At 54.3% G+C, this 22,063-nt stretch carries 15 protein-coding genes and 1 riboswitch; of the genes, 8 read left to right on the top strand and 7 right to left on the bottom strand.

What is annotated here, in order from left to right:
• The 3 genes from cobO to ABD971_RS33250 all read right to left on the bottom strand — a co-directional run bounded on the left by cobO (position 1) and on the right by ABD971_RS33250 (position 3,285).
• Positions 1 to 630, bottom strand: coding sequence for a cob(I)yrinic acid a,c-diamide adenosyltransferase (gene cobO / locus ABD971_RS33260; RefSeq protein WP_339936201.1), 630 nt, complete (start codon positions 628 to 630; stop codon positions 1 to 3).
• Complete coding sequence (locus tag ABD971_RS33255) at positions 627 to 2,162, bottom strand: cobyric acid synthase (RefSeq protein WP_345327960.1); 1,536 nt, start codon at positions 2,160 to 2,162, stop codon at positions 627 to 629. Before ABD971_RS33255 ends, cobO begins: the two co-directional genes overlap by 4 nt.
• A 109-nt stretch (positions 2,163 to 2,271) precedes the next feature.
• Positions 2,272 to 3,285 carry a DUF1559 family PulG-like putative transporter gene (locus tag ABD971_RS33250; RefSeq protein WP_345327959.1) on the bottom strand — a complete coding sequence of 338 codons (1,014 nt, stop codon included), beginning with the start codon at positions 3,283 to 3,285 and terminating at the stop codon, positions 2,272 to 2,274.
• A 195-nt stretch (positions 3,286 to 3,480) separates the two neighbouring features.
• Positions 3,481 to 3,680, bottom strand: a riboswitch (cobalamin riboswitch).
• Between the two features lie 195 nt (positions 3,681 to 3,875).
• On the opposite strand from ABD971_RS33250, the gene ABD971_RS33245 reads away from it, so the two are divergent.
• The gene (locus tag ABD971_RS33245; protein WP_345327958.1) at positions 3,876 to 4,997 is read left to right on the top strand and encodes a polyprenyl synthetase family protein; all 1,122 of its coding nucleotides are present in this window, start codon (positions 3,876 to 3,878) and stop codon (positions 4,995 to 4,997) included.
• A gap of 60 nt (positions 4,998 to 5,057) precedes the next feature.
• Here the strand turns inward: ABD971_RS33245 and ABD971_RS33240 are convergent, their stop codons facing one another.
• Positions 5,058 to 10,817 (bottom strand): Calx-beta domain-containing protein, encoded by a 5,760-nt coding sequence (locus tag ABD971_RS33240; protein ID WP_345327957.1) that lies wholly within the window; start codon positions 10,815 to 10,817, stop codon positions 5,058 to 5,060.
• A 110-nt stretch (positions 10,818 to 10,927) separates the two neighbouring features.
• On the opposite strand from ABD971_RS33240, the gene ABD971_RS33235 reads away from it, so the two are divergent.
• The 4 genes from ABD971_RS33235 to ABD971_RS33220 all read left to right on the top strand — a co-directional run bounded on the left by ABD971_RS33235 (position 10,928) and on the right by ABD971_RS33220 (position 14,049).
• The gene (locus ABD971_RS33235) at positions 10,928 to 11,119 is read left to right on the top strand and encodes a hypothetical protein (RefSeq protein ID WP_339936192.1); all 192 of its coding nucleotides are present in this window, start codon (positions 10,928 to 10,930) and stop codon (positions 11,117 to 11,119) included.
• Positions 11,104 to 12,249 (top strand): UDP-galactopyranose mutase, encoded by a 1,146-nt coding sequence (glf, locus tag ABD971_RS33230; RefSeq protein ID WP_345327956.1) that lies wholly within the window; start codon positions 11,104 to 11,106, stop codon positions 12,247 to 12,249. The genes ABD971_RS33235 and glf overlap by 16 nt, the downstream gene beginning before the upstream one ends.
• A 113-nt stretch (positions 12,250 to 12,362) precedes the next feature.
• Positions 12,363 to 13,130 (top strand): class I SAM-dependent methyltransferase, encoded by a 768-nt coding sequence (locus tag ABD971_RS33225; RefSeq protein ID WP_339936189.1) that lies wholly within the window; start codon positions 12,363 to 12,365, stop codon positions 13,128 to 13,130.
• A complete protein-coding gene (locus tag ABD971_RS33220) occupies positions 13,120 to 14,049 on the top strand; it encodes a hypothetical protein (RefSeq protein WP_345327955.1) in 930 nt (309 codons plus the stop codon). Before ABD971_RS33225 ends, ABD971_RS33220 begins: the two co-directional genes overlap by 11 nt.
• Positions 14,050 to 14,197: 148 nt before the next feature.
• Here ABD971_RS33220 and ABD971_RS33215 read toward each other — a convergent pair whose 3' ends face one another.
• Positions 14,198 to 15,121 carry a glycosyltransferase family 2 protein gene (locus ABD971_RS33215; protein ID WP_345327954.1) on the bottom strand — a complete coding sequence of 308 codons (924 nt, stop codon included), beginning with the start codon at positions 15,119 to 15,121 and terminating at the stop codon, positions 14,198 to 14,200.
• Positions 15,122 to 15,368: 247 nt separating this feature from the next.
• Between ABD971_RS33215 and ABD971_RS33210 the strand changes: the two genes are divergently transcribed.
• The 3 genes from ABD971_RS33210 (at position 15,369) to ABD971_RS33200 (ending at position 19,707) form a co-directional block, all read left to right on the top strand.
• On the top strand, positions 15,369 to 16,886 hold the full coding sequence (locus tag ABD971_RS33210) for a PilN domain-containing protein (RefSeq protein ID WP_345327953.1): 1,518 nt from the start codon (positions 15,369 to 15,371) through the stop codon (positions 16,884 to 16,886).
• Positions 16,879 to 17,532 carry a hypothetical protein gene (locus ABD971_RS33205; RefSeq protein WP_345327952.1) on the top strand — a complete coding sequence of 218 codons (654 nt, stop codon included), beginning with the start codon at positions 16,879 to 16,881 and terminating at the stop codon, positions 17,530 to 17,532. The genes ABD971_RS33210 and ABD971_RS33205 overlap by 8 nt, the downstream gene beginning before the upstream one ends.
• A gap of 69 nt (positions 17,533 to 17,601) precedes the next feature.
• The gene (locus ABD971_RS33200) at positions 17,602 to 19,707 is read left to right on the top strand and encodes a type II secretion system protein GspD (RefSeq protein ID WP_345327951.1); all 2,106 of its coding nucleotides are present in this window, start codon (positions 17,602 to 17,604) and stop codon (positions 19,705 to 19,707) included.
• A 30-nt stretch (positions 19,708 to 19,737) separates the two neighbouring features.
• Here the strand turns inward: ABD971_RS33200 and ABD971_RS33195 are convergent, their stop codons facing one another.
• Both ABD971_RS33195 and ABD971_RS33190 read right to left on the bottom strand, forming a co-directional pair.
• Positions 19,738 to 21,066, bottom strand: a complete 1,329-nt coding sequence (locus ABD971_RS33195; protein ID WP_345327950.1) for an acyltransferase family protein — start codon at positions 21,064 to 21,066, stop codon at positions 19,738 to 19,740.
• A 55-nt stretch (positions 21,067 to 21,121) separates the two neighbouring features.
• A complete protein-coding gene (locus tag ABD971_RS33190; protein WP_345327949.1) occupies positions 21,122 to 22,012 on the bottom strand; it encodes a hypothetical protein in 891 nt (296 codons plus the stop codon).
• Positions 22,013 to 22,063: the final 51 nt, after the last annotated feature.

Below are 22,063 nucleotides of genomic sequence, written 5' to 3'. Positions count from 1 at the left end.
TCAAAACTCGACTCCGCGTTGAGGTTTCACACCGTGCCCGTACGGATGTTTGATGACTTTCATTTCGGAAACGAGGTCGGCGATCTCGATCAATTCGGGACTTGCATTGCGGCCGGTCAAAACGACATGCAACATTTGTCGTTTCTGCTTCAATTCTTCGATGACTCGCGTGATCGACACATAGTCATATTTGGTCGCGATGTTCAATTCATCGAGGATCACCATGTCGAACGATGGATCTCGCATCAATTCAACTGCTTTTTGCCAGCCTTTTTCGGCGGTTGCGATATCGCGCTCGCGGTCTTGCGTCTTCCAAGTGAACCCTTCCCCGAGTGTGTGCATTTCGACAGGGAGATCGAGTTTGGCAAAAAATGCGGCCTCGCCGGTCGGGATCGCTCCTTTGATGAACTGGACAATTCCGACCTTCATTCCTTGCCCGAGTGCCCGGATCGCCATCCCAAACGCCGCTGTCGATTTTCCTTTGCCGGCTCCGGTGTGAACGATGACCAGCCCTTTTTCGATCGTTGCTTTGGCAAGCTTCCGATCGGCAGCCTCATTGATGCGAACCATCTTCGCTTTGTGTTCTTGGTTAACGTCGCGTTCGCCGTTAACGTCGTTTGCTGAATTCATTTAGAAATCTCCTGAGGCCAAATAATCTGATCGAGTTGTTGAATGTCGACATGCGATTCAAAAGCGTCCGCAAGGCGGTCCAGCGATGTGGTTAAAACGTCGTCGGCATTGACCAAGGACGAGTCTTGTGAAAACGTTCGAAACGTTCTCAGCCATGCATGACGAAAGGCGTCGTTGTGAAACAGACCATGCAGATAACAGCCCCACACGCGACCATCGGCGGAACGGGCACCATCCGATGCGTTCGCAGGCGGCACCGATCCAGTCGACAAATTCGCTCGCTGAAGCCATGTCGATTGCGAAACCGTTTGGCCCACATGAATCTCGTAGCCGCGGACCCGTTGTCTCTGTGTACCAGGCGCGATTGCGTCGTCGGTAATTTGTGTTTCAACTTGAAAGGTTTGTTTTTCGTGCTGAAACGTCGTCTCGATCTCAAGCAACCCGAGCCCCTCGACACGGCTGCGAGCATGTTCGAGATGATGGGGGTTGTTGATTCGGCGACCGAGCATTTGATAGCCGCCGCAGATCCCAACCACCCTGGATCCCTGGTCATGGGACGCCATGATGCACCGCTCCAATCCTGTTGATCGCAGCCAATCCAAATCCGCGATCGTATTCTTGGTGCCTGGCAGAATGATCAGATCGGGGCGTCCGAACGATCCCGACGAACGAACGTAGCGGAGCGACACGCCCGGTTCATTCTCCAGCGGATCGAAGTCGTCAAAATTCGCGATGTGAGGGAATTGGATGACGACAACGTTGACCTGGTCGGCGTCGGACATTAGTGCAGGGCTGCTAGATTTCTCAGACAGCGTGGCCGCGTCTTCTTCGGGCAACCGCAGCGAATCGATCCAGGGCAAGACGCCTAAAACAGGAACCTCGCCTCGCGTTTCGAGCATCTCGACACCGCGATCAAACAGCCGTAGATCGCCACGAAACTTGTTGACAATTAGCCCCCGCACGAGTGCTCGATCTTCGGGCGTTAGCAACCATAGAGTACCCAGCAGCTGAGCAAACACACCGCCTCGCTCGATGTCGCCCACCAGCAGCACTGGTGATTGGCAATAACGAGCAACCGACATGTTGACCATTTCGACGTCGGCGAGGTTGAGTTCCGCGGGGCTGCCGGCCCCTTCGATCACGACCAATTCATATTCGTCTCGCATCCGATCCAACGCACCGGTGACCACACCCCAGTATTCGCTGCGGCGGCGGAAGTAAGCTGCCGCTGCGAGCGATCCGAGCGGTCGACCGTTGACAATCACTTGCGAATGCGAGTCGCCCTCGGGTTTCAGCAAGATCGGATTCATATCGGCGGTCGGGGGCACACCGGCGGCGATCGCTTGCAGAGCTTGGGAACGCCCAATCTCGGATCCATCCGCACAAACGGCAGCATTATTCGACATGTTTTGAGCCTTGAACGGAGCAACGCGGACACCTCGACGCGCAAAGCAACGACAAATCGCCGCAGTCAGCAAACTCTTGCCAGCCGACGAGCTCGTTCCTTGGATCATTAATGTCTTGGCGGTCATTGTCGTCTCACTTTCATTGCTGCAATTTTTCCGTGCCTTGCTTCCCGCCGAGCCCAATGAACGCTCACCACCCCAGTGGAAGTAAGGCAAAGCATGTCCGAGGATTGGCTTAGTCCAACGTCACCACTTCGTGTCCATTGCGGCTCACAAGTGCGACAAGCTGATCGATGGGCAGCGAGCTCGTCAAAAAACGGACCGAACCATCGGCGACCAAGGTTTGTGCCCCTCCGACATGAAACGAGTAGACTTCGTTATCGTTGCTGCAATTGATCGAACACGATCCAGGGCGGATCGCGGTGTTGCCATCGGGCAGTGCCCCGTCCACTGTGAAGCCTTTGTTATGACTGGCCCACACGCCGCCGGTTGGAAACGGACGCGTAACACTGGAACTGCCGCTCCACGTTTTCGGAGACGCCCCATCGCCGACGAGTCGACCGTTTTGGAAAAGCTCGGGTCGTCCCGCACACTCGACCACTAGCAGGGTGTTTGACAAACCATCGATAACATCCGAGAGCCGGACGGCGGTCGATTTTAGAATCCCACAATTTCGAGGATCATGAAGTTGCTGCGATGGGGGCAACACGGCGTTGAGCTGCGTCCCAACTCCTCCGACGTTGGCGTAATCGGTTGTTGCGCCGTCATAGAAATCACGAGCGGACAATGTGTACGAGGTCGTCGTGGCATTGGCATAATCGACCAGCACGGTCCACTCGAAACCACGACGCTCGGGAACCGACGGACAGCTCATGGCGGGCACTTTGGCATTCACCGCCTCCGCGTTTTCTGGATCGTGCCAGTGGTAATTTCCATCAAAGGATTGGAACAAGCCATCTTGTTCAATAAATGGCAGCACCGCCGTGAACCAGCTGCCGCGTTTGGTAATGAACCCTTTTCCTTGACTCGGAGAGGACGACTGCGCTGGCCAAACCCGATATGCGGACTCGTAATTGTGCAGTGCCAATCCGATCTGTTTCAGATTGTTTCCACACTGCATTCGTCTCGCCGCCTCGCGGGCGGCCTGGACCGCGGGCAATAGCAGCCCGACTAAGACGCCGATGATTGCGATCACCACCAGCAATTCGACCAACGTGAAACCTCGTGACCGACAAAAACGCTTGCTCATCTTGTTCCTCGAGTGAATGAGCGGAGGCGTAAACCTCCGGCGCAGCCCCCCCGGCAGGATTGATCGATCACGTATCACGACTCACGCGCAGACAAACGAAGACCGCATCACGACCACGCTGCGGCCGCGATACCATTCCCGAAATCATCAAGGTAGAGACGCGATAGTTCCCAATTCCCCGAGGGTACTACCACAACTAAAAATGACGTTTGGGCAGGTCTTCTGGCTCCCGGATTATTTGTCCCCCACGCCTTCCCAAGGTCGATTCGACCACAGTGGCATTGTGCGGGGTTCATTTCCGGTTACAGCGGCGGGACCGCAACGGATTTGCACCGTTTTCCCTATTCTCTGAAGCGACGACAGGTCGATTCAGCACCCAAGTCTTGACGAAGTATGCGGCTCGAAAGCATCGATGTCAACGAGAGCCCGGCCGGGCCGGGGACGCTAAGCCCTATCGCCAAAACCGCGATTTGTTGCCAAGCTATGGCTGGAATTAACGTCGCGGCTAGAAATCGTTAAATTTCTAGCAAGCTAGCGGGGGGATTGTCGGTTGCTTCGCGTGCTTTATTGCGGTTCCATTGGAATGTGGTATGCCGCATTGGCTCGTCCATCCTGTTTCACTTAACGGTTTCGCCGAAATGGATTCGACCTCAACCTTTCACGCTGCTCAATTGACGACGGAAAATGACAGCGAATCTCGCCCTAGCGAATCCAACGGCCACGCGACGTCGCGTGTCTTGGCCGACCAATTTGCCAAGTTGTATGGCCCGATCGCGTCGGACCTCGTTCGCGTCGAAAAACGGTTCCACCAAGAGCTGCAGTCGCCTTATGAATCGCTCGTTCCGGTACTCCGCCACGGCACTCAATTAGGCGGAAAACGGTTGCGGCCAGCGATGTTGCTGTTGGCGGCCTCGGCCGTCGGATCGGTTCGCGAGGACCACGTGGTGCTCGGCGTCGTGATCGAAATGGTCCATACCGCCACGCTGATCCACGATGACGTGCTTGATGATGCGGATACCCGTCGCCATGTGCCCACGGTCAATGCCAAGTGGAACAACCACACCAGCATCTTGTTGGGAGACTATCTTTTCGCCCAAAGTTTCCGTTTGGCGGCAACCTTGCCATCGACCGAAGCATGCCGCTGGATCGGTGAAGCGTCGCGTTTGGTGTGCGAAGGCGAGATGCGGCAAGTGTTGAAGCGGGATGTTTTGGACATCGACGAGACGACCTACATCGAAATGATTCAGGGTAAGACCGCTGAGCTGTGCCGAGTCGCCTGCCAATTGGGATCCCATTTCGCCGACGGCAGTCCCGAAGTCACCGCGTCGCTTGCCGAGTACGGTGATTCGCTGGGCATCGCGTTCCAAATCGCCGACGATTACCTCGATCTGTGGGGCAGCGACGAACGAGTCGGCAAAACGCTCGGGACCGATCTTCAGCAGGGCAAAATGACATTGCCGATCATTCGCCTTTTGCAAACCGCCGACGATGCGAGACGAACTCAGATCTTGCAATTATTGGCCGAACCGAGTCGTCGCCGAACCGAGACGATCATGCCTTGGCTGGACCAGAGCGATGCTTGCGATTACACCCGAGAAACCGCTTTGCAATATCAACGCAAAGCGATCGCGGCGCTCGACGTGTTGGCGGATTCAGCGGCCAAAACATCACTGAAAGCGATTGCCGAATTTGCCGTCAATCGCCGCTTCTAAGCAAGTCGTTCGATTATGACCGGGCGGCTCGCGCCGCTCCGCTCTAAAAAGTCCTGGTGGCTAGACCACTTCCCAGCGGCCGATCTGGCCATCCAAAAGGTCGACAAAGTACATCTCGCCGTCGATCCCCTGACGCATATCGACCACATACTGCGCGCCAGTGGTGAAGGCCGAAATCTCGGTCACTTTTCCATCAGCGTTCACGGACGCCCGTCGCACGATGCCTTGGCCCAAATCATTGAAGATGATGTCACCTTCATACAACAGCCCCAGGTCGCCGCCGCGAATCACATCGCCCATCACAATCGCGTTGATACCATCGCCAGCGTGATTGAGCGAAATGATTGACGGAGTTGCTTCGCCGCCGTTGGCCAAAAATTGTTGTCCCGAGGGAAGTCCGAGGTAACCGCCTGGGGTGACGATATTGTACCCCTGGCCTCCTTCGTAATAGGGCCAGCCAAAGTTGGCTCCTGGATCGCCAGTGTTGATTTCTTCCCACGTGGTCCAGCCGACATCGCCAATGAACAATCGGCCTGTGACGTCGTCCACTGCAATCCGGAATGGGTTGCGTAGTCCGAGTTGATAGACTTTCGAACGATTAGCGTCGGCGTCACCATTGAAGAAGGGATTATCTGCTAAGCCTTGGCCGGTGACTGGATCGATACGCAACACCTTTCCGGACAAGCTATCGATATCCTGGACGCGGACCGCACGAGGATCCATCTGGTTGTAACTAGCGCCGTCACCAATCGAGACAAACAGACTGCCGTCTGGAGCAAACTCGAGCGATGCAATCGAATGCGTCGTGCTGTCGCTATTGATAAAATCTTGGATGTACGAACCGTCTGGGTTTTGACCGGCGGGAGGCTCGGCCATGTTCGTGACACTATTGGTAAACGCGTTGAAGTTGCCCCAAGTACTCGCATTGCCCAACAGAATCGTTTCCGATCCCGCCACCATCGTCGTGAAATCCGTCGTCTCATCGAGCGTGATCCGCATCAATTGCCCAACGCGATTTCCAGTTCCGTCCGGTCCTGCTAGACCATTGCCGACATGATTCCACACCTCCGGAGGATCGTAGGTGTACAGCAAGTACATGTAGGGGTTGTTTTCTAAATCCGGGTGCACTGCCACATCCAACAGCCCGCGGTCGGATACGTTATTGACGATACGTGAAATGTTGATGATCGGAGCCGACGCCAACTTACCATCTCGGTACACCTTGACGATTCCCGCTTTCTCAGCAACATACAGATTACGTCCATCGGCGGACCAATCGATCGCGGTGGGTTGAATCAAACCGCTGTGAACAATCGAGGTGCGGATTTCACCTTTGGGAAGCACCGGCGGATCTGCAACAGGTGCCTGAGTGTTCATCCACCATGATCCGATCCGGTGGCGATTAGGTCGATCGTAATCGGCGGCACTAAAGCCCACATACATCTGGCTGCCGACCACTTGATCAAGTTGCACGGTCGCTTTGACGTTCGCCAACCCTGGTTTCTCGGGGGTATCGGAAATGTAGACCGCCAACACATCGCTGGTCCCGTTGTAATCAATCCACGCATAGTAGACGCCGCCGAAGTTTAGATTGATCGGCGATGGCGCTTGCGAGAGCGGTGTTTGAACGTTTCCATTTACGACGATCGCGATCTCGTCGTTGTATTTGTCGAAACCGTTTTTCCAAGTATCCAGTTCGATGGCGACGCTGTTCGCGAGTCCGCCGTAACCGAGTCCATACGACCCGAAGCCGATCGCATCCGAACCTGCAGCCGAATTTTGCATGACAAATGCAAGTCCGTCGGCGCCTCCGGCCCCCCAACCCCCATTCATTTGGAAGCTAAAGCTGGTTTGAAACGACGAACTCGAAAAGACGTCTACCGGGGCTGAAAAAAATGCGGTGCCGGTCTGAATCGGAGCGTCCGAGGTGAGTTGCAGATACCCTCCACTGACTGACGCGTTGCCATTGAGATTGATTAGATCCGCAGAGTCAAAATTGACAAACGAGGGCAATTGTTGCTCGTCATCCAGAATCGCGACCGTCGCGGTTCGCGGCACACCAAGTTCGGCGTCAACCGGATTGTCGATAGTTACGACAAACGATTCGAGCCCTTCTTCCAAATCATCATTCAGAATGGGAATGCGGATTTCGGCATAACGTTGCCCTGCTGAAAAGTTCAGCACCCCGACGGTTCGCGTGTAATCAACCCCTGCCTTGGCGGCTTGCGAACCCGTCGCGTCGAAGGTCTGGTAGTTGATCGACGCGGCCGCTGAGGCGTTGCCGGTGCGAACCACCCCAACGATCGCTTCGCCAGCCGATTCATTGACGGTCACTTGCGTGGACTGCAGCGCGAAGGTGGCAGGACCATTGTTGCTTGGATCAACAGGCTGATCCAAATTCATCGACCACGAAACAATCTGATGAGCATTGGGCAGGTTGTAGTTGCTCGCGGTGAACCCCGCATAAAATCGATTGCCCAGTACGGCAGCGAGGTCGATATTGCGAACGAGCGTGGGAGTCGTCGGTTTTTGATTTTTCTCGGACACATAAACACGCAGCGTGTTGGTGATCCCGTCGTAGTCCACCCATGCGTAGCCGATCGCACCAGAATTCAAATTGATCGGCGAAGCCGCCGAACCGATCGAGTTTTGAAAATCACCATTGAGGTTCACCGAAACTTCGTCGCCAAACGCGTCCCATGTGTTTTTCCAAGTATCAAACTCAATCGCAACACTTCGGCTAATTCCACCATAGCCGAGCCAGCCCGCGTTACCACCGAGGGCTGCGGTGGATTGCGGCGAATTCTGCAGCACAAAGGCAAAACCATCGGCACCGCCTGCCCCGGCACCGCCATTGATCGCAAAGGAAAAGTTGGACTGAAACGAGGTGTTGCTGTTCAGATCGATCGCGTCGTTATAAAACGCCGAGCCGGCTTGGTACGGAGCGGCTGAAGTGATTTGCAGTCGCCCCCCCGTGACCGAAGCACTGCCGTTGCGAGTGATCGGGCTGCCACCGTCAAAGTTGGCAAAGTTCGGGAGCGATTGCTCATCATCCAAAAGATTCACAACGGCGGAGCTGACACTGCCTAATGCCGCCCCACTTGGATTGGAGAGCGAAACAGTAAACGATTCCAGCGACTCGGGGTCCGCATCATCAATAAGGTCGATCACGATTTCAGCGACCGCTTGATTGACACCAAACGACAATGTACCACTTTTGCCAACGTAATCGCTGCCCGCGGTCGCAGTTTGATTCTCTGTTTGGTATCGCACCGATGCGGCTTGGGATAAATCGCCGCTACGACGAACACGCAAAACCACCTCGCCCGCTGATTCGCTCACACTGATTTGGCTTCTTTCCAAAACAAACGTAGGCGCTGGTGGAACCGGGGGTGTATCATCCACGGTCATCGACCAGGATAGAATCCGATGAGCGTTGGGCAAGTTGTAGGAACTCGCGGAGAAACCAGCGTACAACTGATTACCAACCACACTTCGCAAGTCAATCTGAGTGGTCAAACTTGGTGTGGTGGGACGTTGATTGGTGTCGGAGACGTAAACCGTCAATTCATTGGTGTCGCCGTTGTACTCGACCCAAGCATAGTTGACGGAGCCCGAATTCAAATTGACCGGAGACGCTGCAGCCGCGATTTGATTTTGAAAGTCACCATTGCGAGTGACGGCGATCTCGTCACTGAATTGGTCCCAGCCGTTTCGCCAAGTATCGAATTCGATCGCCACGCTTTGCCCGATCCCTCCGTAACCAAGCCATCCTGCGTTGCCACCTAACGCGTCACTTCCACGAGGCGAATTCTGCAGCACAAGGGCGAAGCCATCGGCACCGCCCGCTCCTGCACCCCCGTTAATCTGGAAAGCAAAACTGGTTTGGAACGAGGTATTTTCGCTGATGTTGATCGGAGTGGTGTAAAACGCCGCCCCCGCTTGGTACGCGGCTGACGAGGTGACCTGTAACGCACCGCCGGAAATCGAAGCCCCGCCGTTCAAATTGATCGGATCGCCGCTGCTGAAACTGGCGAAACTCGGCACGGCTTGCTCATCATCGTAAATCGTTACCGTCGCTGTTTGACGCGCCCCCAACACACCTGCGTCGGGATCGCTAAGAGACAGTCTGAACGATTCTGCGGGTTCGGTTTCGTCATCGTCAAGGATTGACAAATCAACCTGCACCATCGATTCGTTTGCGGCAAAGTAGGCGATGCCGCTGACCGCGGTATAATCGCTGCCCGCCGTCGCCGATTGGTTGCTGCTTTGGTAACGAACCGAACCCGCCTGGGAAATGTCACCGGTTCGCACGATTTGTAGCGTCGTCCCACCGGCCGCTTCGCTGACCGAGATTTGACTCTGAGCTAACGCGTAAGTGGTGACGCCGCCGATACCGAAGTCGTCTTGGATATCCATCGACCACGAATCGATTTTGTGGGCATTGGGCAAGTTATAGTTGCTGGCGGTAAAACCAGCAAAGAAGCGTTCCCCCAGATGAGCTTGCAGGTCGACATTGGTCACCAGCGACGCCGTCGCCGGTTTGGTATTGGAATTCGCCACAAACACACTGAGCATGTTCGTGGCTCCGTCGTAATCGATCCATGCGTGCCCCACCGAGCCTGAATTTAGATTGATTGGAGACGCTACCGCTGCGATTTGTGTTCGAAAATCGCCATTGAGAGTGACTGCAATTTCGTCGCCAAATTGGTCCCAGCTATTTTTCCAAGTATCCAACTCGATCGCGATGCTGCGTCCGATACCTCCATACCCCAACCATCCTGCATTCCCGCCAACCGCGTCAGCCCCCTGAGGCGAATTCTGCAAGACAAAGGCAAGCCCGTCAGCACCGCCCGCTCCGGCCCCCTCATTGATCTCGAACGAGAAGCTGGTTTGAAACGAAGTATTTTTGCTGAGCGCAACCGGAGTCGCGAAGAATCCAGACCCGGCTTGATACATCGCCGCCGAGGTTAGCTGCAACTTGCCATCCCCGGTGAACGAGGCACCCCCATTAAGATTGATTGAATCCGCAGACGAAAAGCTGGTCAGATTAACCAACGACGTGTTGACCGGCAGCGTGTGTTTGTAGCGTGCCAGGACGTTTGCTTGAAACGCGAGTCCCGATTCGATTTGACCAATCGTTTTTTCGAGAGCCCAATTCGCCCCTTGCGACCTCGCACCGCTGATGTCGATCGATGCAGCAACATCGGCACCGGTCAAGTTGGCGATACTGCGCAGCAACGCTTCCCCGCCACTTCCCGCCCCCACTTCGCACCCATACAGCAAGATGTCGGCGTCGGGTGTGAGAGAAAAAGACCACTTTGCCAATTGCTGGGCGTGTGACTGGATCGTGGCGGCGTCGACGATTTCGCCCGAGAGTTGCAATTGCCCAGCCGCGCCGTGGCTAACGATGTGAATCGACGCAACATTGTGCCGACTCGCAAGCGTCTCGGTGATTTGCGAGATCGCATCTTGGTTGATCGACAACAGGATCACTTCGGCGCCGGGCGATACGGCGCTCGACAACAGATCGTGATCGGCGACCTCCGAATCAACAAACACGATGCTGCGGGTTGCGATGGACTGACCGGCATCCTTTGCGATCGCGTCGTTCGCTGCTGCGGCGGTGGGCGAGTGGGCAGCGTTTTCTGCGGGCGATCCAACTTCGACAAAGTCAACCGAATTGGCGACGGCGACGCCCGCGTCGCCGGCAAGCAAAACCCGTGGCTCTAAAGCAGCCAAGCTCCACGTCAAACGGTCACGACGCGCGGTCCGGTGTCCAGTAGCGGACAAAATACGACGTCGCAGCGAGGGAAGCATGGTGTTTGACTCCAAAAAGCACAAACGAGATCAGCAAAAAGGGCAAGTGATCGGATCCGAAGGACTTCACTCGTTATAGCGAATATTCCGAGAACTTATTGGCAGCCATCATGACACTTGCCAAAACAACAAAAGTCAAGTTTTTTGTTCAAGCAATCGTCACAATCCGGACGAAGCTGACCGTTAGGAAGTGCGCGATCGCTACCTTTGGTAAAACCCATCCGATTGATGACATCGGTGTGCTCTATCGCCGCGAATTCGCCAGAATGGCTGAAGTGAGACAGGGATGTATGACTACGTAATCGTGGGCGCCGGATTCTTTGGTTCGGTCTTCGCAAGACGAATGACCGACGCAGGAGCCAAGTGCCTCGTTATCGAAAAACGAGGTCATATTGCGGGCAATTGCTACACGGACGATGTCGGCGGTATTCACGTTCATCAATACGGGCCACATATCTTTCACACCAATGACGAAGGCGTCTGGAACTTTGTCAACCAATTTGCACGCTTCAGCCGCTTCAGCTATCGGCCCAAAGTCAATTTTCGCGGTCGAATGCTCTCGTTCCCGATCAATTTGACAACACTGCACCAACTTTGGGGCGTCAAAACACCACAGGAAGCGGAGCGGCGTCTCGAAGCCGAGCGTGTCCCGATTGAAAACCCTGCCAATCTCGAAGAATGGGTGTTGTCACAAGTTGGCCAAGAAATCTACGAAACGTTTGTATACGGCTACACCAAAAAGCAGTGGGGACGTGACCCCAAAGAGTTGCCCAGCTCGATTATCCGCCGCTTACCGATTCGATTGACCTGGAACGACGACTATTTCAACGATCGATTCTGTGGGATTCCCGAGGGTGGTTACACCCAGTTGTTCCAAAAATTGCTGAAGGGAATCGCCGTCGAAACCAACGTCGATTTTTTAGGCGATCAATCTCATTTCGAATCCATCAGCGACCGCATCGTCTACACGGGTCCGCTGGATCGGTTGTTTCAATACCAGCTTGGGGCCAACGATTGGCGTGGATTGCGATTCGAGCAACAAGTCATTCAGTCGCCTGATTATCAAGGCATCGCGGCGATCAATTACACCGACGCGGAAACGCCTTACACGCGATGTGTCGAACACAAACATTTTGATCCCGTCCGCAGTGATCATACGGTGATCACGCACGAGTACCCTGCGGATTGGAAAGTGGGTGACGAGATGTATTATCCCGTCAACAACGAACAGGGCGAAGCACTTCAACAGCGTTACGCCGCCATGCTTCCGGACAATTATTTAATCGGCGGCCGATTAGCTACGTATCGGTATTACGACATGCACCAAGTCATTGCTTCGGCAATGCACTTAGCTGACAAAGAAATGCAACGTCGTTCGGGTCGCATCTTGCAACTCGCTCCGCATCCTTTGGAAACTCGCCGCGCGGCATAATCCCGCTACGGGACCGGCGGCGAAGCGAGTCGCAGGTCAAATTTCATTGCATCATTTATGTTGACTGTTCGTCGTGCGATTCGACTCGTTCGATCTAAAAAATTGAGGTTCCGATGATCCCTTCTCTTTCCGCAACCAATCAAGCCGCAATCGACTTGCTTCGTCAACGGTATCCTTGGCCAATCGAACGCCCTGATTTTGATCCGATTCATTGGAGCATGGATGGCGGTGGTCGCTGGATGGTCACGGAAAAGATTCGCCGCAACAACGTCAGCCTGATCTTAGAAATTGGCTCGTTTCTCGGAGGATCGATCCGTGATTGGTTGGCCGCATCATCGACCGTCAATGTGGTGGCGGTCGACCCTTGGCCTGCATCCTGGGATCTGAAGACTTACGCAATTGAAAACAACCAAAGTGAAATGGTTGCGAATCAGCTAGGACGTGAGAACGGATTCTATCAAACCTTTCTCACCAACTTGTGGGACAACCAAGACCGTGTGATTCCCGTCAAAGAATACTCGCCCGCGATCCTTTACGAACTGTCGGCGATGGGTCTAAAGCCCGACCTTATTTACTTGGACTCGGACAAAGTCGGCAGTGAAATCGAACTTTGCCATGAACTGTTCCCCAATGCCATTATGACTGGCGATGATTGGTGTTGGACCGACGAACAAGGTGAATGTGCCATTCGCAAACCCGTTTACGATTTCTGTGAAAAGCATTCTCGCTTCCTAAAGGTGGAACGGGCTACTTGGATTATCGACAACGAACCCCCTTCCCTCGCATTTCAAATCCGCTCGTTTCGCCGAGCGTTAAAAGCAAAATGGCGAGAGCGACGTTATGCGAAGCGAGAACTTGCGGAGAAGCAAAATGCAGCGTAATCAAAATCCTCGGCTGGCATGCCATGACGACATCAAACCAACGTTTTCTTGGTCGAATCGTCTCGCTGCGTTAAAGCATCGGCTGCAAGGCAAACCCAACGTTCGGCCGATCGGTCCGTACCCGAGTTCGATCGTGGATAGCCAAGGCTGTGAGTTTGGTTATGAAATGTTCTACCACGTTCCCTACGCCTACCATCTCGCAAAAATCGGATGTCTGCAGCGAACGGTCAGCTGTAGCGGGACAAAGTGTTTCTATTTCTTCTCGCCCGATCATCGCGAGGTCTACGATCGACGCCAGTTCGTAAAACACCTCGATTCGATCGATCAACGGCCTCACGAGAGCCCCGATGCAAACCGCTGGGAACCGCCCAACTTTGCGGCACATTACGGCAACAAAATCGACTTAAGTTTTTCCAAACCGCTGTTGTTGATTTTCAACAAATACAACGTCGAGTGGGATCATCCGCCGATCAATTTCCTGTCCACTGCGTTCTTGGACCGCGTCGTGCAGAAGACCCAAGATCGGTTTAGTCTGGTCTACCTCCGTCCCACGTCGCACATCGTGCACGACCACATGCCCGTGGGGAATCTGAATGAGAAAGAACGACTGCGTGATCAAGGTGTGATACTCGCCGAAGATCTGTACGAAGATTACCAGCATCTGTCGTTTAACGAGTTCCAGTTGTGTTTGCTTTCGCAATCACAGCACCGGATCGCAGTCCAGGGTGGTGCCGCCTACCTGAACGCTCTATTCCCCGGACAAATGATGCTGCTGCATCGTTACGGGGGTGAGCAGTTGCACGGTAACTATATCGATTTCAAAAGGATGGGCGTGACCGAGTTGACCGTCCACAACAACGAGTTTGACATGTTGGACCGACTCGATCAATTCAATCACTCACTCCGCCACGTCGCCTGAGTGAGACGGCAGGGGCGGGCGTCTTTGGACCGCCCCACGTGTTTTGCCAAAGACAGCCTGATTGAGCACGGCTAATCGGCAACGCTCTGCCAACTGGCAAAGCACTGCAACCGTCAAATTGCTGGCAACAGGTCGTAAAGCCGCCTCGTTATGCCGCACGACGAACGAGCGGATTGTATTGGCGGGCGAGCTGCACGACGTGGCGAAACCGCAGCTTACCGCGACTGAACATCATCCGATCCGTTGCCAAGTCTTTTTCGACCGACCGGCAAACATATTTCGGATGCTCGAGCGTTTGGAATTCGTACGTTGGCAAATTCTCAAACGGACTCGAGTGGGACGTGTGAGTTGCGTCTTCGCCGAAACCAATATTCGACACCAAATTCTTTGTCGGTAAAACGGTCAGGCCATGGTTCATCCAACAGGCCAACAACCAGGTGAAATCCCAGGTGTCGATTTCTCCCGCGTGAACGCGATTGAATGTTCGCATCCAATAGTCTCGTTCGCTCAGCGAGTGACAAAACGTCTGCAAACCATCGCGGTCGCGAAAATCGGGCCACGCCTCGAGAGTCCCTGCGTAATGCTGCCAGGCCCGGCGCCACGTAGCCCAGCCCCAACAGTGCAGGTATTTCGAGAAGTAATAAGAATCCGCCGGGTCGTGCGTCCCCGTTTGAAAATTGTCGCCGCTGATCGCCATCACGCGTGTGTCATCTCGATATCGAACGAGCAGTTCGTTGCAAAAGCGAAAGAAGGTTTGGTTGGGGACGCAGTCGTCCTCTAAGATGATCGCTTGTTCGACCTGCTGAAACACCGCCGTGATCCCGCTGCTAACACGCTGGGCGCAGCCCAAATTGGTGTCTGAATAGATGCGCCGGATGTCGCAAGGCCAATCAACGCTCTCGGCAATTTGCCGTGACTGGGCCACCAATTCAGCCTCGCCCTTTCGCTCGCGTCGGGGACCATCGCTGATGATGAACAAGGTCTTCGGGCGAGCCTTTCGAATGGCCGCAAACGACTGCCGTGTCTGCGCAGGACGGTTAAATACGATAAAGGCGACCGGTGTATCGAGCATGACGATTACGTGTTGGGCGATTACGAACTGAGTGATTGCTGGCTGGGCGGAAAGGACCTACTTGGGAACGACCGTCGTTGTTGCTGCAGACCAGTAGTACTTTCGGCAAAAACCGCCCCCTACCATCACTACATCTCGCCGATGCGGCACGATCCGAACGACCGTTAAAGTCGAGATGCTTGCAAAACGAAATTTTGATTCGTTGCGTTAACCACAACCTACGCTTGATGCAGGAGGATTTCCTGCAATGACATCTCTGTCATCGAAACAAAAAAACGACAATGAACGCGGCAAACTTTTTGGTTTGTGGATTGAAAACCGAATGGTTCAGGTCGCGATCGCCACTCCGATTCAAGGGGAACGGTATCGGCTGGAAATTGATGCCATTCGCTGCCCTATCGCCAACGGATGGTTGACTGCGTCGCACGCTTCGGCCTTTGCCGATGCAATCGCCACGCTGGTGGACCGTCACGACATGCGGCGAGGCACGGTATGTTTGTCGTTGGATGGTGACATTTGTGTTAACCGAATCACGCTAGGGACATCCGACACGGTCGACCACGAATTGTCGACGCTGCAGCATCGAGTGCCCCGTTACCTGCAATTGGGACCGGGCGAGAAAGTCACCGGATTGCTGCGGACTCGCATCGATGCTCAATCGGATTACGCCGCCACCAGCGTCGCCAATCAATCGGTGATGCGAATGATTTACGACACGTTGCGAGAGAGCGATATCGAGGTCGCGTGGGCGGAACCCTCGCTGATCAGCATGGCACGGTTGATCGGCTACACCAGTACCGATTCCGCGCATCCCTTACTGATCGCCGACGGCACAGGAACCCGCTGGAATGTGGGTATCATTCACGAAGGCCGCTTGATTTTGGATTACCGTCCGGCCACTGCCAAAACGGTCGAAGCGCTACAAGCCACGTTGGATGGACATATTTCACGCCTGCAACGATTCTGTCATCGCCATTTGGGGATCGACGGCGGCGGCCTCAAAAAACTATTGATTTGCGGCACGGCTGAAAAAGTAGAAGACGCCGCGGAACGCTTTCAACGCAGTCCCGAATTTGACGAAGTCATCCTCCGCGTGCCCCCCTGCCCGCAACTTTACGATATCAGTAACGTCGATTGCGATTCGCACTGTGTTCCTGCCGTCGCTTCGGTCTTGCCGCTGATGCTTGGCGTGACGGTCGAGGAGGTCCCCGATCTGCTGCGTGATGTCCGCCGCGCCCCCGAACTTTCGTTGCCCGCTCAGATCCTTCGCGTCGCGTGGCCTGCGTTGGTAGCGGCTCTGTTGCTGATGCTCAGTTTCACGATGGTCCATCACGCCCGCCATCACGCTTCGCAGCTAAAACAAGGGACCGAGCAAGTCCAGGCTCAAGTGATCGCCACTCAAACACGGATGACCGAACTCGCACGCCAACGCGAGTTGCTTGAACACCGCAAGGCAATTGAACGTCAATCCGCCGAAGTCGATTGGATTGCACAGCTGGAACGGATCACGCAAAGTTTGCCGGACTTGGCAAAACTGAATGAATATCGCGTCGAGTCGGGATCGCACATACGGCTCGAAGGCACGGTGCTCGATGAACGCGTCGTTTACGAAATCCTCGAACAATTACGACAGTTGCCTGAAGTGAGCGAAGTGGCTCTGCATTCCACCACGCCGGAGGCCAATTCGGAAGCGACTCGATTCTCGATTCGTTTGTCCATGACTCCGCGTCATCCCCTCTCTGTCGAGCCAGCACAACATGAATAACCTGAATAGCCGGGCAACCCGAGCAATCGTCGCGAGCCTAAGTTTGCTTGCGATCATCGCGATAGGTATTCCATGGGTCGATGAATACTTTAGGCTGCAGAGTGAAGCACGCGAACTTCGTGCAATGGATGGTCAGTTCACATTAGTGCAAAACAATCAAAAACGTTTGCGTGAACTTGAAAATCACATTCGCACCGACTTGGCCTCTCATCGGAATCGTTCGATCGATCCAGAAAAGAGCCAAGAGGTTCGCAGCACCTTGATTGCGATCATTCGCAATGCAGGAGGACGACTGCGAAGTCTCGAAATCAGTAAGGGGCGTGTCCGACCGTGGGCCATCGAAAATGATGATCCTCGCGAAGAATCACCGCCTCAATACAGTGACGAATCGGATTACATTTTGCACACTCATGAAATTGAGTTGCGAATTGATGGATCTCTCGAAACGGTAACCAAAATCCTGCAAGGCATCGCCAATCAGGGTTGGTATTTATCGACGAACAGCATGGTGATGATGCCCACGGAAGGGAATCTGCCGGTTGTCGCGTCAGAGTTGCGATTGATTGTTTTCGGGCTTAGCCTCAAACCAATCGAAGACGAAGACGAGTTCGCTCGTCACCCCCGGGGCATTCGGATTTTTTACTAGACCAAGTTTATTTGCCAACGTAATGCCGACCAGAACTAGCTGAATCAACACACTGCCATGGATGGCACAATGTCGAAAAATGATTCTATCGCCACGCTTTCGTGCCTTGCACCGAAGCGTGGTCTATTTGGACGACTTGCAGCGGCTCTGCTTGTAGCCGGCTGCGGTCTGCTAAGCGCCGTGGGCGAAGAGACATTCGCCCCGATTGGCGATTTCAACACAAGCGGCGCAGCTACGAATCTGAGTGTCGCCGATGTCCCCGATCTGATTCCGATTCCCGGCAGCGGTCACCCCGTGATCTTCAAGCCCGAGAGCCGAGTGTTGACGGCGGCCAATGCCCCTGACGTCCTGTTCACAGCGGAAAGTGTGAAACAGCCCGCGACTGCGGAACCGCATCACGACGTTCCTCCGGGCGAGCAAGAAAAAAACTCGGGTTCCAACAGCATCGCCGCACAGTTGGATCAAAAAGGGAGCATCACATTTCGCAAAACGCCGCTCAACGAAGTGATCTTCTTGCTCAGCGACCTTTGGAAAGTCAACATTGTCGCGGCGGATACGATCAGCGGTGAGGTTAGCGGAACCTTTTACGAGACACCGCTACGTGAAGTCTTGTCCGCAGTACTCAATTCATCCGGCTACAGTTACCGACAAACCGGCAGCAGCTTGGTAGTGCTGCCAATCGATCAAGTGGGATCCAACAACCCCGATTTTGTTTCGCGATTGATTCCGGTACCGGCAAATGCTGGCGATCTCGATGCAACGATCGATGCGGTGCAGTTGTTGCTCAGCGAGCGAGGTCAGATCCGCAAGATTGGAAACGGATCGATCTTGATCGTCGACCGCCCCGAACGCGTCGACAACGTGCAAGAGTTGATCTTGCGATTGTCGCCCCAAGTCGCAGCAACGCTTCCTCCTCCTCCTCCGCATCTACCTTTACCGGGTGCAGCGCAGACAATCACCGAGACGATTTTGACTACCGATGGTATCGCCTACTTCACGCCTCAATTCACCGAAGCGGAAGAGATGACCGAATCACTGCAAGCGGTGCTCGGAGACACGATCACGGTGGCGACCTACGCAAAAGAAAATCGCATCATGATCCGAGGGACGCCGGATCAATTGCGGTTGGCGGCCCAAGCGATCGAGCAACTTGATATCCCTCGCCCCCAAGTCCGCATCACGGCATTGATCTATGACGTCAGTTTAAAAGAGGCAGAAGGATTGGGGGTGAATTGGTCCCATGGTCCCCATAGCCGATCGACAAGCTTGCTAAACCCAGGCACCGACGAAGAGATCAGCGTTTTTCGAAATGCGATCGAAGCGGGCACTGACTTGGGACTAGGCAGTCCCACCTCGTCACTCGGATTTCGTACCCTCAATAACTCTTATGATGCAAGTGTGGCCCTGCAAGCACTTAGCGCCACATCCGAAGCCAAGATCCTTGCGGATCCGACCGTCACGGTGGGTGATCGCTGCCAAGCGTCGATAAAAATTGTCCAACGTTTACCGATTGTCACTTCGATCGTAACCAGCACCGGATCGATTCCCCAAGTCGAGTTCGAAGAAGCGGGCATCATCCTGAACGTCACCCCGCGGATCAGCCAAGATGGCACGATTGAAATGCAGGTGCAACCGGAATACAGCGTCGTTGCGGAATACCGCAACGCATACCCGGTAATTGACAGTCGTAACGCCGAGACGACGGTTCGCGTTGGCAATGGACAACTGTTTGCGATGGGAGGACTTCGCCAAAAGAACATCACCGAAACGGTGCGGGGTGTTCCCTATTTGAAAGATGTCAAATATATCGGTAGACTGTTTCGAAGCCAGAGTAGCGAAGTTCGCGAAAGTGAGCTAATTGTTTTCTTGAAGCCCGAAATCATTTCCCCCTATGCCGCAGGAACGCTCCGAGAGAATCAAGCCGCCTGTGTGGCCAAAGCTCAGTTGGACCAAATCCCGTATGCGAGCGTTTGTCCCAACACTCCGGATTGTCGAAATCCTGACTGCCCAAATCATCATCCTCGCGTTCGCGTGAACGGTGGTTCCGTTGAACTCGAGATGATCGGCGGTTGCGGCATCGGATGTCTCGAACCGATGAACCAATTTGAACCCGTGAGTCCATTCGATGCGATGATCGACGATTCCCAGGTCGAAATTATCCTTCCCCCGCAATAGCGATCACGTGGGCTCTTTACTTGACGCCGCTTAGGCAGCGCGGCGCTGTGGCACGCTTTCGGTTGCGATTTCGGTTTCGGTTACGACCGACTCTCGTCGCATTGGCAACACATCGACCGGCGGTGATGAAGGCGTCCACTGCATTCCCAGCATTCGTCCCAGTCGCGTGCGGCGAACGAGCCCTTCGTAGGTCAACAAGCTTAGCCCTACGCTGATACAGAATGCGGCTGCCATCTTGACCGCAGGTGCCGTCGCAGGCATCCACTGCTTGAGATCAAGATGGACCAAGCCAAGGATTGGATGATGGACCAAGTAGATCCAGAACGACGCCGCCGCTAAGTATTGCAGCGGCAACGAAAGATGATTGATTTTGCGGCTCACGGCGATCGTCAAGAATGTCACTGCATAAGCCGCCAGCACCGTGACGACCGCGAGTCCCGATTGTGCTAATGCGCTCTCGCCATACTGCAGATTCCAGCGCCCCAGTGATACGGCAGTCACTAATAGCATCACGCTTGCAATTGCCAACGGTTTAATTCGGGTCTCAAAAAACGCCAATCGGGGATCCACTTTACTGACCAACATCCCCGCAGCGAAAAACGTTCCACTGTAAACCCATTTACTGGCCACAGGAAGAAACGCGTGTTGAAATCCCCATACGACTTCCGGTGCGACCATCAGCGTGACGACGCCTGCTGCGGCTAACAGTGTAACGGCGAGCGGCAAACGTTCGGCAATTTTGGTTGTCAAATTTCGCAGCGTATCAAAGCGAGCGACAACGGCGGCAACGACAACGTACAAGAAGACGTATTGCAAGAACCATAAATGACTCAGGCCCCACAAATCACGATCCACGGCTCCGTCAAACTTCAAACTCTTTAGCTTGACTGGTTCGACAATGCCTTCGACGACCCACCCCAGCACCCAGGTGTACAAGTCCATTGGCAACACCACACACACCGCAAAGGCAAGCGGCACCAACAATCGTTTAGCGCGACTGCGGACGAGCGGACCGATGCCACGGCATGACAAGGTTTGCCAGGCAAAATAGCCTGCTAAAACCAAGAACAAGGGCATGATGAAAACTTCGATGCCCCAGAACAGCCAATCCACCGATCGGCTAGCGGAATCGCGAACCGACCACGCCAAGCCAGGCATCGGGTTTTGCAAATAGGGCACACAGGCATGCAGCAGCACCACCGCCAGCGCGGCGACACCGCGAACCGCATCGAACCCCAACATCTTCCGTTTCGCCGCCGATTGTTTCGACGAATTTCCAGCCGAATGTCCTTCACCGCCGTGAGGGGTGGATCGGGATGTTTGCCGAGAACGCGGTGTTGGGAATGCAATGGTCTTCATCGTGCATTGCAGATACCAAAACCCGCTTGGCGTCGGAAAGATCAAATCCCGCTGTTTATCTTGCAATCAAGACAGCGGAATTCTGGGAAACCGACAGATTCTGCGAGAGTGAGGATTCTGGAAGCGTTTGCGAGCTTTCGTTGCTCGATTTTTCCAGTGCTTCGACAAAGGCTTTGGCGTCATTGAGTTCCTGTTGGCGAAACATCCGAATGTTCCCCAAATACCGTGATTCGATACGGTTGAGTTTGGCGAGTTCTTCCCAACTCAAACCGTTGGCATAATGCCATGCGACCGCCTGAGCCACTTTTTGCGACACGTTTTCAAGAGCCAGTTGCTGACAAAGTTCGACTAATCTTTCGTCCTGCGTGTATTGCTCGATGCGGATCATCTGGTATTTCACTTTGGCATTGGGCTCGGGTTTCCCCTGTTCCAAACAAACCGTCGTGGCGACCAGTTTGCGAGTTTTCTGAGCCGCGATTCGCATGAATCCCATCCCAAACCCGTTGCCCTGTCTGGCGTTGCCGCCACCAAGATTGTTTCCTAGTCCGTTGTTACCAAAGGCATTGCCGCCCGGTTGTGCACCTTGCTGAAAACCTCCGCCGACGCTTTGGTTGCCGCCGCCGTTCTGACCGCCTTGCCCCTGCTGAGCTCCGAAGCCTGCTTGTTGTCCACCGAAACCAAGTTGAGCCAGTACGGGAACGGCGGCGATTGCGTTGGGCAACTCGAGATGTAAGACGCGATCGGTTCGATTTTCGATCAACACATTCGCGTGATTTGCATCTAAGGCAATAAACTGTACCGACACTTGTTCCGAATCGATCGCGTCAAACAACTCGACCGTAACCGTGGAATCGTCTGCGGAAACAAAATCGTCGCTCGACAGCGAAACGGTCAACAGCAAAACAGCGACGGCAACAGCACCGCGACGGGCTTGCAAACAACGCATTGGAATCCCTTATCATTGAGTTGGCGGAGAGGAGCCGATCGACATGAACAT

Origin of the sequence: Novipirellula rosea, assembly GCF_039541335.1 — a bacterium.
Taxonomy (GTDB): domain Bacteria; phylum Planctomycetota; class Planctomycetia; order Pirellulales; family Pirellulaceae; genus Novipirellula; species Novipirellula rosea.
The sequence above is the reverse complement of the archived record's forward strand: the minus strand, read 5'-3'. Positions and strand labels throughout refer to the sequence as shown.

What these genes read in the sequence shown, in the direction of transcription:
- ABD971_RS33220 (WP_345327955.1), top strand. Translation starts at nt 13,120, where the DNA reads ATGCAGCGTAATCAAAATCCTCGGCTGGCATGCCATGACGACATCAAA.
- ABD971_RS33235 (WP_339936192.1), top strand. Translation starts at nt 10,928, where the DNA reads ATGACACTTGCCAAAACAACAAAAGTCAAGTTTTTTGTTCAAGCAATC.
- glf (WP_345327956.1), top strand. Translation starts at nt 11,104, where the DNA reads ATGTATGACTACGTAATCGTGGGCGCCGGATTCTTTGGTTCGGTCTTC.
- ABD971_RS33225 (WP_339936189.1), top strand. Translation starts at nt 12,363, where the DNA reads ATGATCCCTTCTCTTTCCGCAACCAATCAAGCCGCAATCGACTTGCTT.
- ABD971_RS33215 (WP_345327954.1), bottom strand. Translation starts at nt 15,121, where the DNA reads ATGCTCGATACACCGGTCGCCTTTATCGTATTTAACCGTCCTGCGCAG.
- ABD971_RS33255 (WP_345327960.1), bottom strand. Translation starts at nt 2,162, where the DNA reads ATGACCGCCAAGACATTAATGATCCAAGGAACGAGCTCGTCGGCTGGC.
- ABD971_RS33190 (WP_345327949.1), bottom strand. Translation starts at nt 22,012, where the DNA reads ATGCGTTGTTTGCAAGCCCGTCGCGGTGCTGTTGCCGTCGCTGTTTTG.
- ABD971_RS33195 (WP_345327950.1), bottom strand. Translation starts at nt 21,066, where the DNA reads ATGAAGACCATTGCATTCCCAACACCGCGTTCTCGGCAAACATCCCGA.
- ABD971_RS33250 (WP_345327959.1), bottom strand. Translation starts at nt 3,285, where the DNA reads ATGAGCAAGCGTTTTTGTCGGTCACGAGGTTTCACGTTGGTCGAATTG.
- cobO (WP_339936201.1), bottom strand. Translation starts at nt 630, where the DNA reads ATGAATTCAGCAAACGACGTTAACGGCGAACGCGACGTTAACCAAGAA.
- ABD971_RS33240 (WP_345327957.1), bottom strand. Translation starts at nt 10,817, where the DNA reads ATGCTTCCCTCGCTGCGACGTCGTATTTTGTCCGCTACTGGACACCGG.
- ABD971_RS33200 (WP_345327951.1), top strand. Translation starts at nt 17,602, where the DNA reads ATGTCGAAAAATGATTCTATCGCCACGCTTTCGTGCCTTGCACCGAAG.
- ABD971_RS33205 (WP_345327952.1), top strand. Translation starts at nt 16,879, where the DNA reads ATGAATAACCTGAATAGCCGGGCAACCCGAGCAATCGTCGCGAGCCTA.
- ABD971_RS33210 (WP_345327953.1), top strand. Translation starts at nt 15,369, where the DNA reads ATGACATCTCTGTCATCGAAACAAAAAAACGACAATGAACGCGGCAAA.
- ABD971_RS33245 (WP_345327958.1), top strand. Translation starts at nt 3,876, where the DNA reads ATGCCGCATTGGCTCGTCCATCCTGTTTCACTTAACGGTTTCGCCGAA.